13 protein-coding genes and 1 pseudogene are annotated in these 17,302 nt (G+C 60.0%); 9 read left to right on the forward strand and 5 right to left on the reverse strand.

Translation table 11 applies throughout. From position 1 onward, the window contains the following. Nucleotides 1-7 precede the first annotated feature (7 nt). On the forward strand, nucleotides 8-727 hold the full coding sequence (locus XBLMG947_RS17135; RefSeq protein ID WP_065469818.1) for a GntR family transcriptional regulator: 720 nt from the start codon (nucleotides 8-10) through the stop codon (nucleotides 725-727). Between the two features lie 168 nt (nucleotides 728-895). Here XBLMG947_RS17135 and XBLMG947_RS17140 read toward each other — a convergent pair whose 3' ends face one another. The 3 genes from XBLMG947_RS17140 to XBLMG947_RS17150 are packed head-to-tail and all read right to left on the reverse strand — an operon-like array spanning nucleotide 896 to nucleotide 3,764. Beyond that, entirely contained in the window at nucleotides 896-1,315 is a 420-nt protein-coding gene (locus XBLMG947_RS17140) for an STAS domain-containing protein (RefSeq protein WP_065469819.1), read from the reverse strand. Then, nucleotides 1,312-1,743 (reverse strand): ATP-binding protein, encoded by a 432-nt coding sequence (locus tag XBLMG947_RS17145; RefSeq protein ID WP_065469820.1) that lies wholly within the window; start codon nucleotides 1,741-1,743, stop codon nucleotides 1,312-1,314. Before XBLMG947_RS17145 ends, XBLMG947_RS17140 begins: the two co-directional genes overlap by 4 nt. After that, complete coding sequence (locus XBLMG947_RS17150) at nucleotides 1,740-3,764, reverse strand: SpoIIE family protein phosphatase (RefSeq protein WP_083993205.1); 2,025 nt, start codon at nucleotides 3,762-3,764, stop codon at nucleotides 1,740-1,742. The genes XBLMG947_RS17145 and XBLMG947_RS17150 overlap by 4 nt, the downstream gene beginning before the upstream one ends. 219 nt (nucleotides 3,765-3,983) lie before the next feature. Here XBLMG947_RS17150 and XBLMG947_RS17155 point away from each other — a divergent pair, with 219 nt between their 5' ends. The 8 genes and pseudogenes from XBLMG947_RS17155 (at nucleotide 3,984) to XBLMG947_RS24035 (ending at nucleotide 14,727) form a co-directional block, all read left to right on the forward strand. Continuing rightward, on the forward strand, nucleotides 3,984-4,583 hold the full coding sequence (locus tag XBLMG947_RS17155; protein ID WP_065469822.1) for a hypothetical protein: 600 nt from the start codon (nucleotides 3,984-3,986) through the stop codon (nucleotides 4,581-4,583). Beyond that, a complete protein-coding gene (locus XBLMG947_RS17160; RefSeq protein ID WP_065469823.1) occupies nucleotides 4,580-5,902 on the forward strand; it encodes an XVIPCD domain-containing protein in 1,323 nt (440 codons plus the stop codon). The genes XBLMG947_RS17155 and XBLMG947_RS17160 overlap by 4 nt, the downstream gene beginning before the upstream one ends. Before the next feature lie 422 nt (nucleotides 5,903-6,324). Further along, the gene (locus tag XBLMG947_RS17165; RefSeq protein ID WP_065469824.1) at nucleotides 6,325-7,326 is read left to right on the forward strand and encodes an arabinogalactan endo-1,4-beta-galactosidase; all 1,002 of its coding nucleotides are present in this window, start codon (nucleotides 6,325-6,327) and stop codon (nucleotides 7,324-7,326) included. A 509-nt stretch (nucleotides 7,327-7,835) separates the two neighbouring features. Beyond that, entirely contained in the window at nucleotides 7,836-10,523 is a 2,688-nt protein-coding gene (gene aceE / locus XBLMG947_RS17170) for a pyruvate dehydrogenase (acetyl-transferring), homodimeric type (RefSeq protein WP_065469825.1), read from the forward strand. Between the two features lie 154 nt (nucleotides 10,524-10,677). Continuing rightward, on the forward strand, nucleotides 10,678-11,823 hold the full coding sequence (locus XBLMG947_RS21835) for a DNA cytosine methyltransferase (protein WP_245228234.1): 1,146 nt from the start codon (nucleotides 10,678-10,680) through the stop codon (nucleotides 11,821-11,823). Further along, complete coding sequence (locus XBLMG947_RS21840; protein WP_083993208.1) at nucleotides 11,820-12,884, forward strand: DNA cytosine methyltransferase; 1,065 nt, start codon at nucleotides 11,820-11,822, stop codon at nucleotides 12,882-12,884. Before XBLMG947_RS21835 ends, XBLMG947_RS21840 begins: the two co-directional genes overlap by 4 nt. A 54-nt stretch (nucleotides 12,885-12,938) precedes the next feature. Further along, a complete protein-coding gene (locus tag XBLMG947_RS21845) occupies nucleotides 12,939-13,901 on the forward strand; it encodes an HNH endonuclease (RefSeq protein WP_245228238.1) in 963 nt (320 codons plus the stop codon). A 210-nt stretch (nucleotides 13,902-14,111) separates the two neighbouring features. Next, nucleotides 14,112-14,727 (forward strand): annotated as a pseudogene (locus tag XBLMG947_RS24035) (transposase). A 66-nt stretch (nucleotides 14,728-14,793) separates the two neighbouring features. Here the strand turns inward: XBLMG947_RS24035 and XBLMG947_RS17185 are convergent. Both XBLMG947_RS17185 and XBLMG947_RS17190 read right to left on the reverse strand, forming a co-directional pair. Beyond that, nucleotides 14,794-15,489, reverse strand: coding sequence for a hypothetical protein (locus XBLMG947_RS17185; RefSeq protein ID WP_065469827.1), 696 nt, complete (start codon nucleotides 15,487-15,489; stop codon nucleotides 14,794-14,796). After that, complete coding sequence (locus XBLMG947_RS17190; protein WP_245228240.1) at nucleotides 15,486-16,862, reverse strand: hypothetical protein; 1,377 nt, start codon at nucleotides 16,860-16,862, stop codon at nucleotides 15,486-15,488. The genes XBLMG947_RS17185 and XBLMG947_RS17190 overlap by 4 nt, the downstream gene beginning before the upstream one ends. Nucleotides 16,863-17,302 lie beyond the last annotated feature (440 nt).

Raw genomic sequence — 17,302 nt, forward strand, 5'->3', positions numbered from 1 at the left:
GCCCTCCATGACCGTGGCCCCTGATTCGCGCGCCTCCAAAAAGCGCGTGCCGTTGTACGAGGAAGTGGCCGAGCGCCTGCGCCAGAAGATCTACGACTACGCGTTGCCGCCGGGCGAATGGATCGACGAGCCGGCGCTGGCTGAAGAACTCGGCATCAGCCGTACGCCGCTGCGCGAAAGTCTCAAGCTGCTCGCGGCCGAAGGCCTGGTGCAACTGGATGCCGGCCGCGGTAGTCGGGTCACGCGGCTGACGCTGGAGGATCTCAACCAGCTGTTCCCGGTGATGGCGATGCTGGAAGGCCGTTGCGCGCACGATGCGGTCAAGCGCATCGATGCGGCCGGTGTGCAGCGGCTGGAAGCGCTGCATGCGGCGATGGAAGCCGCCTCGGCGGCCGGCGATGTGGCCGAGTACTACCGCAATAATTACCTGATCCACGAAACCGTGCAGCAGTACGCCGGCAATCCGTGGTTGATCCGGGTGACGCACGATCTGCACCGCATCTTGAAGATGCATCGCGGCCGCCAATTGCTGACGCCCGGGCGCATGGCGCAATCGCTGGCCGAACATCGCGCACTGATGGACTGCGTGCGACGCGGCGATGCCGAAGGCGCCGAACGCACCATGCATGGGCATCTGCTGAGCCAGGGCCAGGCATTGGCAGCGTACGTGGCGTCGGGAGGGATGTTGAACGTGCCGGCGCCGTTGCCGCGGGTGGGCGGGGTGTAGCGTTTAACAGCGCTGCGCGCCACTCGCATGATGTGCAGCTGGCGCGATGGCGCTGGTCAGAGTGCCGTCGAAATCAAAGGCAATCGGTGCGCGCAGGGCAGGGCGTCAGAGCCGAGTCACAGGTATGCGCGCACCGATGCACACATGGGCGCGCAGGCAATGCCGCTCTCACGCTTCAGCGAAATGCGGCACGATCGGGGTGTCGCCCTGCGCGCTCTGTTCGATGACCTTGCGCTGCATCGCAGACAGGTATGCGTCGAGCTCTTCGGTGGACGCGAACACATCGCTCAGCGGCACCGCCTTGACCATGTCGAAGACCTTGCGGATCTGCGGTTGCGGGTTGCTCACCAGCACTTTGCCGTGGCGCGTGGCCAGCGCCTTGCGGGCCTTGAAGATGCAACGGATGCCGGCGCTGGAAATGTATTCAAGCGCGCTGAGATCCAGCACCAGGGTGGTGATGCGCGTGCCCAGCAACGGCGACAGCGCCGTGTCCAGGTCCTGGTAGGTGTGGGTGTCCAGCCGCCCGGTCAGGATGACGTGTTGACGGGTGTCTTGCGGCGGATCGATCTGAATGGCGAGCGTAGTCATGACAGAACCTCGGGAACAGGAGCGTACGGGTGGAGCAGGGTGACGCGTACCACGTTGTATGCCCCATCGCGGCGGTAGTCGATGTGATCAGCGAACTGATGCACCAAAAACAACCCCAGACCGCCGATCGGGCGTTGATCGAGCTCTGCAGCCAGGTCCGGTGCAGGAATCGTGCGCGGATCGAAGGCGTGTCCTGGATCGTGCAACTCAAGCACCAGTGCCTGCGGGTCCAGTTGTAGTTGCAGCCGTAACGGACGCTCCACGGCGCAGCCGTGGACGAGGGCGTTGCAGCCGAGCTCTTCAATGATCAGCCGGACCTGGCCGATGCGCTCGGCAGCCATGCCCTCGCGCATGAGCGAATCTTCCAGCGTGTCGCTGACATAGGCGAGATCGTCCAGCGACGGGGCAATGGCCAGCTCGAGCATCATCGGTCGATTGCCTTGCCGGGATTGCCCCGGGCAGCGTCTTTGTTCTTTCCAGCATGCTCCTGTCGCAGCCGAATCGCCAGCAGCGTGATGTCGTCGTACGGATCGGCCTGACCGGTGAAGTGGGCAATATTGGCGATCACCAACTCGCACTGCCGCGCTGCAGTGCGGCGCGGATCCAGCGCCGCCAACAGCCGCTGCAGCCCATAACTGGCACCGTGCTCGTTGATGGCTTCGGTCACTCCGTCGGTATAGCCCAGCAGCGTCTGGCCGGCAGACATGCGGCCCTCCAGCACCGGATAGGACGCCTGCGGCTCGATCCCCAGCGGCGCCCCGGTTTCCAACGGCAGCGGCCGCACCTGGCCATCGGTATCGATCAGGACCGGCGGTTCGTGCCCGGCACTGGCCAGCCGGTAGTCGCCGCTCAGCACGTTGATCACCCCGCACAGCACGGTGGCGAACATGCAGGTCTCGTTGTTTTCGGCCAGTCGTGTAGAAGCGGCAATCAGGATGGCGTCCGGGCGCGTGTGCCGGCGCGCAGCGATTTCCAGCACGCTCACCGCACGCGCCATGAACAACGCCGCCGGCACGCCCTTGTCCGAGACATCGCCCACCACGAACCACAACAGGCCAGGCTCGGTTTCGATGAAGTGGTAGAAATCGCCGCCCACTGCCTTTGCCGGCTCCAGCCACGCGCAGGTTTCCAGATGCGAACCGGCGCGGTCGAAGGTGCGCCCGGACGGCAGCATCGCCTGCTGGATCTCGCGCGCAATCTGCAGCTCGCTCTGCATGCGTTCGCGCGCGGCGGTCATCTCGCCGATCTCGGCGATATGGTGGCGGATCGCATCGCGCGCGCTGTCGAACGCGCGCGCCATCACGCCTACTTCGTCGTTGCGTTCGATGTGCGGCAACGGGTACTCGAATTCGCCGCGGCGGAAATGCTCGGCGGTATCGGTCAGCTCTTCGATCGGCCGGGTCAACGTGCGCGTGATCCGCCGCATCAGCCACCACCACACCACCGCGCCCAGCAGAGCCGCCAGCGCTACCCAAGCGGCCAGCCAGTTCAGGCCGGCCAGCACATAGCCTTCCGAAGCCGACAACACGAATGTCCAGCCGCTGCGCCCCACTGCCGCGCTATGGGTCAGGAAGCGTTCGCCATCGGGCGCGGTGTGCGTAAACGAAATCGGCTGGCCGGCGGCGATCGCGCGTTGCAACGGCCGCAGATCCGGTCGCGAACGGGTCACGTAAGCATCCAGCGAATGGTGCAGATTGAGCGCGGGGTCGGGGCTGAAAACCAGCATGCCTTCCGGCGACAGCAGCATCGGCTGGATGCCGATATCGTGTGGCAGCTGGTCGATGATGTCGCGCAGGTGCTGCAGCGGCAGGTCCACGCTCACCATGCCCACCGGCGTCGCATCCGGCGCATCGCCGGGCCGGCGCAGCGGCAGGTTGTAGCTGGTGTACAGACCGCCGCCGTTCGTCTCCATGGACGGCTCGGACCACCATGCGCGGCCCTCGTGCTGGGTGCGCAGGTACCAGGGCATGGCCCGATAGTCGTAGCCCAGGTCCAGCGCGGATTTCTCCGTTACGCGCGTGCCGCTGCGATGCACAGACCAGACAAATCCGCTGTCGCCGGCCTTCTGCGTGTGCGGCTGGATGATCAGGCGCGCCGCACCGATATCCGGGTCGCCGGTCAGCGTGGCCAGGAGCAATGCCCGCAGATTGAACGGCTGCAGTCCCACGCCGCTACTGCTGGCCGCCAACGTGCGTCCGCTCACCTGCACCGAATCGAGCAGTGTCGCCAGGCTGCGCGCGGTCTGCTCGGTCAAGCCATCCACCTCGCTGCGCGCCGCCTCCACCAGCTCGGCGCGCGCACCCAGGTAGAACACCGTTCCCAGCACCGCCAGCAACACCACCAGCACGGCGGTGGCCGCCAGCAGCACGCGTACGCGCAAGCTGTTGCGCCATGGAATGCGCGCAGCGACCGATCTGTGTTGCGGCAGTGACCGCGGACGATTGCGAATGGCACCTCTCCCTGGAAGCAGCTGCGCTCGATGATGGCAGCTTTGCTGTCATGCACAACCATCTAGAGCAGCCTCACCCTCACCTGGCCTCGATTAACCGGCTCAATGCGAGCGGACTAGATTGGCCCCCACCTGCCACGGAGGCCGGCCTTGCGCCAGATTCTGACCCCAAGCCTGCTGGCCCTTTTGCTTACGGCCTGTCACCCCCCGGAGACCAGCATGACCCAGACCCATTCCCCCGCCACCGAGGCCACCGCAGCAGCCGACGTGGAGGCGGGCGGCCGCGGCCTTGCCAAGTTGAATCCGAGTCCGCGTAAGGCTTACGAGGTGACGCTCACCCTGGACAAGGCGCCTGGCGCTTTCGGCCTGGTGCAGGCTGCGGCGCAGTACGACGTCAGCAACGAAGCGGAGTGCGGCAAGATCCAGCCGGAGACCGGTGCCGCCGGCCGCATCACCAGCCAGGAAGATGTCGCGCTCAAGAAGATCTCCGACACCGAATACCGCGGCACTGTGTATCTGGATCTGATGCAGGACGAAGACTATTACGGTCGCGGCGTTTGCCGTTGGGAATTCAGTGGCGCCAGCGTGTTGCTCAAAGCCACCGGTGCCGAAGAAGAAACGCGGTTCTTGTCGTTTATCGAAGCCAAGACGGTGACCACGCAGCAGGCGCTAACGAAGTATTACTGGAAAGACGGCTATCCGCGTTCGGAGTCCAAGAGTTTTCCGGACACCGGCGAACTCAGCCCGGAGAAGTTCAAGCCTGATATTCGCGAGAATCTCTTCACTATCACGTTGGCTGCCAAGGAAGTTGCGCCATGAGTATTCCGTCAACCCAATATGCTGGTCTCTCCGATGACGTTTATAAGAATCGTGCGGTAGGTCGCCGCGCGCCCGGGCACGAAGAAATCGTCACGATCGAAGGGCAGCGTTACGCCGTTCTCGATCATGTCAACAATAAATCCAACGGTTACCAGGGCACGATCTACCGCCGCGAAAGCAGCGGGGACATTGTCGTCGCCCATCGAGGTACCCAGGGCGCAGTCAATGACATTCTGACCGACGCGACCATGGTCACCCCGCGGACCAACCCGCAGGCCGCCGATGCGCTTGCGCTGACCAAGAATGCGATGGACATTGCCAAGGACGTCGGCAAGCGAACCGGGCATCAACCAGAAGTCACCGTTACCGGCCACTCCCTCGGCGGTGCGCTAGCGCAGATGACCGCGCACCATTACGACCTGAAAGGCGAAACCTTCAACGCCTACGGCGCAGCGAGCCTGAGCTATCGCATTCCGGAAGGCGGCAATAGCGTGATCAATCACGTGATGGCATCGGATCCAGTGAGTGCAGCATCGCCGCATTTCGGGCAAGTGCGCATTTACGCCAAGCCTGACGAAATCGCCACCTTGAGCGGTGCCGGTTACAGTAACAGCAAGGCCAATTTTTTGATTCCGGATTACCCACTGGTTGCGGCCGGCAGCTCGCTCGGCGCGCACAAGTTGGGCAACTTCCTCGGCGAGCATTCCGTGCTCAAGGATCCCAACGCCCGCCCGCTTGCCGAGCAGAACAAGCGCATGATCGACGAGTACCGCGGCGACATAGATGGGCTGCGCACCGGCACCACCATTCTGACGCGTAGCGCGCGCGGTTTTGGCCAAGACGCCATCGACGCCATCCGCGGCCCGCTCGCTCCGGGCGAGCCGGCCAAGCGCGACGCGCGCGCGCATGGCAACGACCACACCTTGCTGCGCATCGATCAGCCCGGGCACGTGGGCAACGCCTTGTTCCAGGATGCCCAACGCGGCGTGCATGCGCAGGACGCCCGCGCCGGCCGCTCGCCCGATCAACAGAGCGCGCAGTTATCCGGTTCGCTCGCATCGGAAATGCATGCGGCTGGTGGCCAGCGCATCGACGCGGTGATGATGAGCCCGGATGCGGCGCGAACCTTCGCGGTACAGGGCCGCGTGGACGACCCGGCGCAGCTGCGCGTCAGTGTCGAGACAATGACTGCGATGAATACCCCGTTGGAACAGAGCAGCCAACGTGTCGCCGAAAACGCAGCGCGCCAATCGGTCGCGTTGGAGCAGCAACAGTCGCAGACCCGGCAACAGCAGCAGGGCGCACGCGCTTTGGGTTGAGTGGGGGAGTGAGTGCGGCTGTGCAGTCGCGGCAGATGGGCGCGCAGTGAGTATCAAGTGCACTTTGCTGCGATGCGCCTGGCCTGCGCGTCACGACCATCGAAGGTTGCATCAGCGCGCCGGGCCTGCCCGGCGTTTTTGCGTTCAATCGCGCAGTCACGCGCAGGCTTGCTGCTGCACCCGCACAACACCGCACCCGCAGCGCTGGCGTCGGTCAATGTTTTCCTGCGTGGAGATATGCCGCAACACGCTTGCACCTATAGCGGCCTTAACCGGGCTGTACTGCCGTGCTTGAATCGCCACCGTTTTGCAGCGATGCATGGCGCAGCACTTGTCATGCCACGCTTTTGCATACGAGGCAATGCAGGGCAATCAAGCACGGCGCCATCCGGCGCGACATCCACCGATCGAGGAAGCGTTTCATGACCATTTTTCGCATGCACTACCACCGCGTGCTGCTCGTGTTGCTGTTGTGTCTGTGCAGCGCCGGCGTCAGCGCGCAAGGCATCGCCAAAGGCGCGGACGTCAGCTGGCTCAACCAGCAGGCGGCGAACAATCCGCCGCAGGTCTTTCGCGATGCAGCGGGCAACACCACCGACTTCATCAAGCTGTTCAAGGATGTCGGCGGCAACGCCATTCGCTTGCGCGTGTGGGTCAACCCGGCGGGCGGCTGGAACGATGGCCGCGACACCCTGGACAAGGCCAAGCGCGCCGCGGCCCAAGGCATGCGCATCATGATCGACTTCCACTACAGCGACAGCTGGGCCGACCCGGGCAAGCAGACCAAGCCGGCCGCCTGGGCCGGCCACTCCGTCGCCCAGCTCACTACCGATGTCTACAGCCACACCCAGGGCATCCTCCAATATCTCAAGGACAACGGCATTGCCGTCAGCTGGGTGCAGGTGGGTAACGAAATCAACAGCGGCATGCTGTGGAACGAGGGCAAGACGCCCAACTTCGCCACCCTCGGCCAGTTCATCAACAGCGGCTACAACGCCACCAAGGCGGTGTATCCCAACGCCAAGGTCGTCGTGCATCTGGCCAATGGCGACGACAACGCCAACTTCCGCTGGTTCTTCGACAACCTGCGCTCGGCCGGCGGCAAGTGGGACGTCATCGGCATGTCGCATTACCCCCCCGTCGGCAGCTGGCAGGATTACAACAGCCGCCTGGACACCAATATGCGCGACATGATTGCGCGCTACGGCAGCGACGTGGTGATTTCCGAGGTCGGCATGGACTGGCAGCAAGCGGCCACCACCCGCGCCATGCTCACCAACCTGCTCACCCGCAGCAGCAACATCGGCTCGCACGTCCTGGGCGTGTTCTATTGGGAACCCAACGCCTACCCGGGCTGGCAGGGCTACACCCTGGGCGCAGTCACCAGCGACGGCAAACTGACCGAAGCCCTGCAGGCGTTCTGACCAACGCGCTCCCCCCGTGGGAACGCACCCGGTCGCGACAAGGCGTTACCGCTAACGCCGTCGCGCCCGGGGGCGCTCCTATGGGCGAGTGTCAGCGCCGCGCAGCGTAATCGCTATCTCGGCGGTGCTGCCCGCCGGGAATGTCTGCCGAAGACAGCCGGCTGCAGCAACAAACCGCACCAACGCGTAGGAGCGCCCTGGGGCGAGAATGGCCTTGCCGGTAACGCCGTCGCGCCCCAGGACGCTGCTGCGGGTGCACTTTCACCGATCCATTCCGCGAGCACCCGGGTAGTCGGCAATCGCCTGCCGCTGCCCCTTCATCCTTTGGTCGTACAGCGACCGCGCCGCCTGCACGGCACGGCACCTGCGACCAGCTCATCCACGCACGACACCATCCCATTCCATACGCATCCGTAGCGAGGAATGGCAACAGGTGCGTGCGGTACACTTGGGGGTTCACGAATTCACGATGTCGACACACCCGCGGGGTGTGTCCCCTGGGAGCGCTAATGAACTGGTTGAACGAAGTGCTGCATAACGATCCGAACCCGCTTGAGACCCAGGAGTGGCTCGAATCGATCAAGGCCGTCATCGATGCAGAAGGTCCTGAGCGCGCCCATCAGCTGCTGGAAGGCATGGTCGAACAGACCCGTCGCGCCGGCGCTTACCTGCCGTTCTCGCCCACCACCGAGTACGTCAACACCATCTCTCCGGCCAACGAGGCCAAGAACCCCGGCGATTCCGCGCTGGAGTGGAAGATCCGCTCGATCATCCGCTGGAACGCCATGGCCACCGTCGTGCGCGCCAACCGCAAGCCGGGTGACCTGGGTGGCCACATCGCCTCGTTCGCGTCCAGCGCCACGCTGTACGACGTGGGCTTCAACCATTTCTGGCGCGCGCCCTCGGACAACCACCCGGGCGACCTGCTGTTCGTCCAGGGCCACAGCGCCCCGGGCATCTACGCCCGCGCCTTCCTGGAAGGCCGCATCAGCCAGGCTCAGCTGGACAACTTCCGCATGGAAGTGGACGGCCAGGGCATCTCCTCCTACCCGCACCCGTGGCTGATGCCCGAGTTTTGGCAGACCCCCACCGTGTCGATGGGCCTGGGCCCGCTGGCCGCCATCTACCAGGCGCAGTTCATGCGCTACCTGGAAAACCGCGGCCTGATCGAGAAGTCCGACCGCAAGGTGTGGTGCTTCATCGGCGACGGCGAGAGCGACGAGCCGGAAACCCTCGGCGCCATCGCGCTGGCCGGCCGCGAAGGCCTGGACAACCTCATCTTCGTGGTCAACTGCAATCTGCAGCGCCTGGACGGCCCGGTGCGCGGCAACGGCAAGATCATCCAGGAACTGGAAGGCGTGTTCCGTGGCGGCGGCTGGAACGTCATCAAGCTGCTCTGGGGTGGCTATTGGGACGCCCTGCTGGCCAAGGACACCGACGGTGTGCTGCGCAAGCTGATGATGGAAACCGTCGACGGCGAATACCAGAACTGCAAGGCCTTCGGCGGCGCCTACACACGCGCCAATTTCTTCGGCAAGTACCCGGAGACCGCGGCCATGGTCGCCGGCCTGTCCGACGACGACATCTGGCGCCTGAACCGTGGCGGCCACGACCCGCACAAGGTGTACGCCGCCTACCACCAGGCCGTGAACACCACCGGCATGCCCACCGTGATCCTGGCCAAGACGGTCAAGGGCTACGGCATGGGCTCGGCCGGTGAGGCGCTCAACCCCACCCACCAGACCAAGAAGCTGGACGATGCGGCGGTCAAGCACTTCCGCGACCGCTTCAACATCCCGGTGACCGATGCCCAGCTGGAAGACGGCCAGGTGCCGTTCTACCACCCCGGCGAAGATTCCCCGGAAGTGCAGTACCTGAAGGAGCGTCGCGGCGCGCTGGGCGGCTTCCTCCCGCAGCGCCGTCCCAAGGCCAGCAAGTCCTTCGTCGCGCCCACGCTCGACAAGTTCGAGCGCCTGCTCAAGGACAGCGGCGAGCGCAGCTATTCCACCACCATGTCATTCGTGCAGAGCCTCAACATCGCCCTGCGCGACAAGGAGCTGGGCCCGCGCATCGTGCCGATCGTGGCCGATGAAGCGCGCACCTTCGGTATGGAAGGCATGTTCCGCCAGATCGGCATCTATGCCCCGTTCGGCCAGAAGTACAAGCCGGTCGACGCCGACCAACTGATGTACTACCGCGAAGACCAGACCGGCCAGGTGCTGCAGCAGGGCATCAGCGAGCCGGGCGCGATTGCCTCCTGGATGGCCGCCGGCACCAGCTACTCGGTCTCCGACGTGCCGATGCTGCCGTTCTACATCTACTACTCCATGTTCGGCTTCCAGCGCGTGGGCGACATCGCCTGGCAAGCCGCGGACATGCGCACGCGTGGCTTCCTGCTCGGCGGCACCGCCGGCCGCACCACGCTCAACGGCGAAGGCCTGCAGCACGAAGACGGCTTCAGCCAGGTCATCGCCGGCTCCATCCCCAACGTGCGTAGCTACGACCCGACCTTCGGCTTCGAAGTCACCGTCATCATGCAGCACGGCATGAAGGCGATGATGGAAGACCAGATCGACGAGTACTACTACATCACCCTGATGAACGAGAACTACGCCCACCCCGGCATGCCGGACGGCGCAGCCGAGGGCATCATCAAGGGCATGTACCTGCTGAAGGACGCCGGCAAGCCCAAGAAGGGCGAGCTGCGCGTGCAGTTGCTGGGCAGCGGCACCATCCTGCGCGAGGCCATTGCCGCGGCCGAGCTGCTGGACAAGGACTTCGGCGTCACCGCCGACATCTGGTCCTGCCCCAGCCTCAACGAAGTGCGCCGCGACGGCTTCGCCGCCGAGCGCTGGAACCGCCTGCACCCGGAGGCGGAACAGCGCAAGCCCTACGTCACCCAGCTACTGGAAGGCCGCCAGGGCCCGGCCATCGCCGCAACCGACTACGTACGTGCCTTCGCCGACCAGATCCGCGCCTTCGTCCCGATGACCTACACCGTGCTCGGCACGGATGGGTTCGGTCGCTCGGATACGCGTGCCAACCTGCGTCGCTTCTTCGAGGTCGACCGTTACTACATCGCGCACGCGGCGATTGCCGCGCTTGCGAAGGATGGGAAGATGACGGGTAAGGATGTGGCCCGGGCGATCAAGCAGTACAAGATTGATCCTGAGAAGGCGAATCCTGTTGGGGTTTGATTGATCCTGTAGAGTTGCTAGTTAGGTGCTCTGACATCATCCCGCTGCACCGGCGCCCACTTGGCCTGAGCCAAGTGGGCGCCCTATATTTAGGGTGGTCAATCTCAGTATCTGAGACATGAAAGTTCTTAGATGTTCCGCGAAGCGCACACTAGTGCTTAGCTATCAAGTGGTTTTGAGATTTATTGCGATGCCAAAGAGAAAAATAAAAGTCATTGATCTATTTGCCGGGGCGGGCGGATTAGGGGTTGGCGCTCATCAAGCTGGTAGTGAAGTCGTTGCTAGTGTTGAACTAGACTCGACTGCTTGCCAAACACTTCGATTAAATTCCCAGATGCATGGAAAAATATTCGAAACTGATGTGTCGGATCTCTCTGCCGACGATCTCTTGAAAGCGGCCGGCGTTACCGGCGATGACCTCGTCATAGTCGTAGGTGGACCTCCGTGCCAGCCATTTTCTAAAGCGGCTTATTGGACGGATACGGGCGAAGATGCTGCGTATAGGCGTGCTCGTGCAAACGGAGTGGCCGTAGCAAAGCCTCTTGTCAATATGAAAGTTAAAGAAGATGCACGGCGCGATCTCGTTAAAGAGTTTTGGCGTATCGTTCAACAATCCAGTGCCGATGGTTTCGTTTTTGAAAACGTCCCTAGCATCAAGCATCCAAGAAATAAGCCGGTATACGATGCTCTAGTTAAAGTAGCTAGAGACGGCGGTTACTTTGTTACAGAACTGGTTGTTAAGGCTGTCGAGTACGGTGTAGCTCAGGCGCGCGAACGAGTAGTTGTTCTTGGTTCTAAAGTGAAGCCTCCCAAGGTTCCTTCTATCACTCACTCCGCCGATGAGGATCTGGGCCTCCTGCCAATCGTGTCCACAGGAACTGCGCTAGCTCCGTTTGCGGGAGCAGAACATTTTGAGCCGGAGGAGGTCGTCATCGGTCGCTGGGCTAAACACCTTGAAGAGGTGCCTCCGGGTTGGAACTACAAGGCTCATACAGCTTGGGCAGGACATCCCTCACCAACGTTTGTGACTGAAACTAGGTTTTGGAATTTCCTCTTGAAGCTGTCTCCCGACCGTCCATCCTGGACGATTGCTGCAAGTCCAGGGCCTTGGACTGGGCCATTTCATTGGACTTCTAGAAGGTTGCGCACTGTCGAATTAGCCGCGCTGCAAGGGTTTCCGGACGGTTATGTCGTTGCTGGAAGTCGAAGAGATAGGGTTAAGCAAATGGGAAATGCTGTTCCTGTACCGGTTGCGAAGGCAATGGTAGCTAGTGTTATGGCCTCGTTGGAGGGTTCATGAAAGGGAAGCCATTGCCCGCATTGAATTGCATTAGTCTTTTTTCTGGCTGTGGTGGGATGGATCTGGGTGTTGAGGCCGCAGGATTCAAAGTTCGTGTCGCCACAGATGCAGAACCTCTCTGTGGGAAGACATATATTAAAAATTTCCCTGGTGTTCCATTTGTTGTTAAAAGGATCGGGGAGCTCAGCACTGCCGAGCTATTGGATGAGGCAGGTCTGAAGTTTGGTGAGGTTGATTTACTCATTGGCGGGCCGCCATGTCCGGCGTTTTCAAAGAGTCGGTTCTATTTGACGGAAAAACCCCGGGCGCTTGATGATCCAGTCGCCAAAGAGACTGTGGGCGGATATCTCCGTGTTCTAAAAGAGGCTAGGCCTAAAGCGTTTCTTCTAGAGAACGTAAAAGGTCTTGCCTACGGAGTGCATAGAGAAGCGCTTGATCACATTCTTTCGTGCGCAAAAAAGCTCGGTTATCAGACGTCTGTTAGCATAATAAATGCGGCGGACTACGGCGTCCCTCAAATTCGAGAACGATGCCTCGTTATGGGCTACAGGGGAGACCTGCCCGCACCTCCGCTTCCGACCCACGCCAAGTTGCCATCTGGATCGCTATTGCCTTGGATGACTGCAGGGGCAGTTCTTGCTGATCTCGATACCGAGGAGATGGCCTCCTTGGAGGGCCATTTTGCAGGAGGGAAGCATCACGAACTACTTTGTGCAATACCTCCTGGCGAAAATTACCTTTTCTTCACTAAGGAACGTGGTCACCCCGACCCGCTGTTTAAGTGGCGATCTCGCTACTGGTCATTCCTTTTGAAGCTGGGTCATGACCTCCCTTCTTGGACAATTCAGGCGCGTCGATCAAATAACATGGGTCCATTCCATTGGCGGAGTAGAATTCTAAGAATTGAAGAAATTAAGAGACTTCAGTCCTTCCCGGACTCGTTTCTTCTCGAGGGTACAATTGAGCGGCAATGGCGGCAGATCGGAAATGCAGTGCCTCCGTTAGTGGCGGAGCATTTCGGTAAAGCTCTGTTTGAGCGTATCATTAAGGATGTCAGGTAACTGCGCAATCGCCATGTTTGATATTTAGGGGGTAGTATGGCCGGTTTTGGAATATTGAGCGCTAATCAGCTGTTGTCTTTGATATGTGATTCCATCTATACGGCTGGCTGGAGTGTTTTCGTCAGTGACGCGGACAAGCCATTTGGGCTCGTCCTGAAGAGGCCGGGGCGTGAAGGATCAAGCCTTAGGATCTTCATCTGGAACTGCACGCATGGTGGCGGCGCGGCGCGCGCCGCCGACGAGTTTAGAATTCAATTTACAGGGTCTGTCCCCGCTTATAGATTCGGCGAGACGGCGCTTCTTCTTGGATGGTACGCACCATTTGGTGTGTTTGCGGCTTGGGATATTGGAAGGCATCAGGGGCAGGACTCGGGATCTCCCTCCGCTCAGATTAGGGAGGAAATTCTTCGAGGCGCGTATAATAATGGATTTGCTGTGGGTGAGCGCGCCAACGGCGAGATAGTTGCAGCGTTCAGGCCGGAGCTTCTGGCGGAGTATGCGATGAATTCGAATGCTATTCATAACGGCCGAATTCAGGAGCTCAACGCCCTCAATGATTTTAGGCATGTTGATGTCCAGGAAAACGGCGAGCCAGCGGGGCGCGAACGAGTTACTTCGACGATAGTGAGGGCATACCGTGAGGCTGACTTTAGTCGGAGGGTATTAGCAGCATATTCGTCTCGATGCGTAATGTGCGGAGTTCAATTGAAGTTGATTGAGGCCGCACACATTGTTCCCGTCGCAGCGCCTTTTAGCACTGATTTTACATGCAATGGGATTGCTCTCTGCGCTCTTCACCATAAGGCCTATGATTCAAATCTAGTGTCAGTTGCTGAAGATTACTCAATTGAGATTAGCAAAAATAGAGTCTATGAGTTGCAAGGTATGAATCTTGGTGGCGGAATCGAGGTTTTCGTTGACGGGCTCAATCGATACATAAATTTGCCCGCAGACAGGCGGGACTATCCATCGGTGGAAAACATATCAAAGTCTCGACAGATTAGGGGCTGGCGTTAAGGGGCGAGTTCTAGGACGAAAGGAGACGGAGGTAATTAAAGCAAGCGGCTCGTACAGGCCCGCGGGGATGTCTGCTAGCAGGCCTGCATCGCTTCCGTCAGGCTGAGGTTTTCTTCTTGAGCAGGAGGCCCCACCATGCCGCGTCAGCCGCGTCTGGAACTTCCCGGCGTTCCGATGCATGTCGTTCAGAGATGCGTGAATCGATGAGCGATCTTCCTGGACGATAAGGATCGGCATCACTATTGTCTGCTACTCCGCGCGGTCTGCGAGCGCTTTGCTGTGCAGGTGCATGCGTTTGTGCTGATGGACAACCACGTGCACCTGCTGGCCTCGGCGGATAAAGCTGGCGCGGTGTCTTCGGTGATGCGGCTCAGCAGCCAATCGTATGTGCAAGCTTTCAACGTCAGGCACCGGCGCAGCGGAACCCTGTGGCAGGGGCGGTTCAAGTCCTGCTTGGTGCAAACCGAACGGTATGTGCTCACGGTCTTGCGCTACATCGAACTCAATCCGGTGCGTGCCCGCATGGTGGCATTGCCAACCGAATACCACTGGTCAAGCGTGCACACGCATCTGGGGCGTGCGAAAAAGCCAGCTCATCACGTTGCACGAGATCTATTTGCATCTTGGTTGCGATGCAGCTGAGCGGGTGTTTGTCCATGCAAAATGGCTTCATGCGGGTCTAGCCCGAGAGGACGAACATTCAATCCGCCTCCACCTCCTGCAGGAGCGCGCCTTGGACGACCCGCGCTTCCAGGTAATGGTGAAACTTGCATTAGGCAGACCAACGAAGTGCAGCCCGCGCGGCCGGCCTGCCGGGAAGATCTAGGTGGGTTAATTGCCTCCGTCCCTCCAAATTCAAGGGCCCCAGCAGATATGCCATGGCCCCCTCTAATCACTTACCCAGTGCCTGCATTCGGGTGCGCTCCAATTCCTGCTTGAGCACGAAATTTTCGTCCCGCTCTGTTGGACTTGTTGAACTGGCAATGCTTGCGCTCTTGGCACTGGCGCCTGCAGACATTCCAGCCTGTTTTTCAAGCACATCTAGGCGCTTCAAGTAGTAGTCGCGATGCTGTTTGCTTACATCTTGCAAACCAATCGAATTGAGTTCGAGCAATCGCTGCTCCTTTGGACTGGGTAACGAGCCCTCGTACCGATCAATGAAGCGGTCTACGACCAAGAGCTTCTTTGGTGAGCCTGGCTTAGAAATGATCCGCTGATCCAGATCATGCATGTTTGTCCCGTTGCTTCGATAGATCGTAACGACCGCACTGCCTGTTCGCGCTGTAATGATGGCGAGATTGTTGAAGAACAGACGGCCGGAGTAGTCAACCAGTGCAACAAGCTCCAAGGTCCCATCACCATCCAGGTCAATGAACTTGGCTTCGCCAACTGTGGGTTGCACGGTGTCGCCATCAAGGTCGTATTGGACGATAAGCCTCTCAGCGACCCTAGCAAGGTCCGGTGTTTGATTGAGCTTTGCGGCCTGGGATGATTGCCAAGTCAAGGGTTGGCCAAGATCGGCGCTCCAAGCGACGAGTGGGGCGGAAGAAACTATAACGAGTGCGAGTAGCAAGACGTTCACCTTCATTGGATTTTCGACCTCACTTCATTTGTGTAATTCACACCCGTCGGGTTGTTCTGGGTGTTGACCACCCAGTTCCAGGAACCACCAGTGTTCACGGCTCGGTAATACTGATTCTCCAGGCCCGACGCGGCACCAGGGCCGTAGAGTGTGACAGCCATACTCTCAAGTTCCACTCCGGTTAGCTCGCGAATACCCGGGGCTGCGGTGCGCATGCGAAGGTAAAGACGCGCTGCTATACGCATCTTCTCTCGAAAGAGCGTGTCTGCAGAGGCTGTATTTTCGATCCAACTCCATGCGTTAAAGACGCCTTGTGAGCCAGTAATTGTGCTGCCTGAGGTTGCAACTTGCATCAGCCCTACATGGCTTCCGCCATCGTAGCTTTCTGTCGGCCATAGACCTGCGTGACCATACTTCGTGATCTGCGTGAACTGATGGTAGTTGCTTTCCTGGGTTGCAATGCCTGTGTAAAGACGCGGAGTGGATCCGCCGGTGTAAAGCGAAACCAGGCGCGTGGTGATCGTGTCATTCGGGATCTGACTGCCCAAAATGTAGACATACTCAACCGGGCATGCTTGCGCTGCGCTGGTCGAAGCTGCGACCTTCAAGCGTCCGCCCCGCGACTGATAGTAGAGCTTGTGCGTAGCAGTGCCATTCGTGGTGAAAGTGCTGGTGAGGCCTGGCATTGACCGAGGTGTGGATGTGTCGTATTCCAGCTCGGCGGTCCAGTTCACAGTGCCGGTTGCCGCGCTACCTGCTGCAGTGAAGCTAATATCCTTAGACCGTGTCTGGTTCTGCTGGTCAAGCTGGAACTCTGCATCTTTGGTTGGAATTGAAATGCGCAATGCACTGCCGCTTTGAGCGCTGAATTGCAGATTGTCGATGGCAAAGCCATTTTGATCACCGCCCGCGTCCGCAATTTGGAAGGAGTGCGTGCCTGCGGGCGCAGTAAAGGTCACAATCCCGGTGGACTGGTTGCGTGCTGTGCTAAGAACTGCACCATTGATGTCGCGAAACTCGACCACGGTGGAGGCTACTTGATCGAAGTATCCAGCTTGGAAGCTTAGTGAGGTTGCAGTCAGCTTCGTAGCAGGATTGCTGGGATCAACCAGTTCGGCAACGATCGGGCCCTGGAACTTGGGCGTGCCAGACAATACAGGTGAGGTTGGATTGGAGCTATCGGACACAATTTGCGCTGCCGGACTTGCAGGAAAATTGAAGCCTTTGCCTTGATACTGCGTGGTAATGGTAGTTCCAACCGGAAATTCACTGAATGCCAGTTGTGCGCTCGTTGAGGCGCACTGTTGTGCGAAACCTGGCCCAGCCACGCCTATTGTCATAGCGAGAAGCGAGATACGGCTACGATTGATTGCAGTCATTTTCATCCATTTCCTTTGGTTGATTGGTCCTGCTCTTGATCTTAGGCGGCGAGACGGTATTGACCTCCTTTGAATGGGTAGAAAGATGACATGCAAGGACAGCCCTTCCGTGTGCGACGAAAGTTAGAGCGTCGGGTCTGTGGGCGCGTTATGTGCGTCATACAGTCCTTATGAACAGGCCGCTTTGCTGCGTGCTGGAGGCACTTCCTGTGTATGGCGTTCCGCCTCGTGCGGCGCCATCGGTGCTGCATACGCCATCGCTGCGATCAGAGCAATACCCTACTCTGGCAACTTATGAAATTAGAGCGTGTTACAAGCTTGAGGTTGGCGCGGCTATCGTAAATGCGTGAAGCCACCACACCCGTATCCAACCGACGTCTCCGATGAAGAGTGGGCCTTCGCAGCACCCTACTCGACAAAAATGGGGCCAAATTCTTAGG

It is taken from the genome of Xanthomonas bromi (assembly GCF_900092025.1).
Taxonomy (GTDB): Bacteria; Pseudomonadota; Gammaproteobacteria; order Xanthomonadales; family Xanthomonadaceae; genus Xanthomonas; species Xanthomonas bromi.

Bases quoted from the DNA above. Each gene is read 5' to 3' on its own strand.
- XBLMG947_RS17190 (WP_245228240.1), bottom strand. From the start codon at position 16,862: ATGACTGCAATCAATCGTAGCCGTATCTCGCTTCTCGCTATGACAATA.
- XBLMG947_RS17155 (WP_065469822.1), top strand. From the start codon at position 3,984: ATGACCCAGACCCATTCCCCCGCCACCGAGGCCACCGCAGCAGCCGAC.
- XBLMG947_RS17165 (WP_065469824.1), top strand. From the start codon at position 6,325: ATGACCATTTTTCGCATGCACTACCACCGCGTGCTGCTCGTGTTGCTG.
- XBLMG947_RS17160 (WP_065469823.1), top strand. From the start codon at position 4,580: ATGAGTATTCCGTCAACCCAATATGCTGGTCTCTCCGATGACGTTTAT.
- XBLMG947_RS21840 (WP_083993208.1), top strand. From the start codon at position 11,820: ATGAAAGGGAAGCCATTGCCCGCATTGAATTGCATTAGTCTTTTTTCT.
- XBLMG947_RS17140 (WP_065469819.1), bottom strand. From the start codon at position 1,315: ATGACTACGCTCGCCATTCAGATCGATCCGCCGCAAGACACCCGTCAA.
- XBLMG947_RS17145 (WP_065469820.1), bottom strand. From the start codon at position 1,743: ATGATGCTCGAGCTGGCCATTGCCCCGTCGCTGGACGATCTCGCCTAT.
- XBLMG947_RS17135 (WP_065469818.1), top strand. From the start codon at position 8: ATGACCGTGGCCCCTGATTCGCGCGCCTCCAAAAAGCGCGTGCCGTTG.
- XBLMG947_RS17185 (WP_065469827.1), bottom strand. From the start codon at position 15,489: ATGAAGGTGAACGTCTTGCTACTCGCACTCGTTATAGTTTCTTCCGCC.
- aceE (WP_065469825.1), top strand. From the start codon at position 7,836: ATGAACTGGTTGAACGAAGTGCTGCATAACGATCCGAACCCGCTTGAG.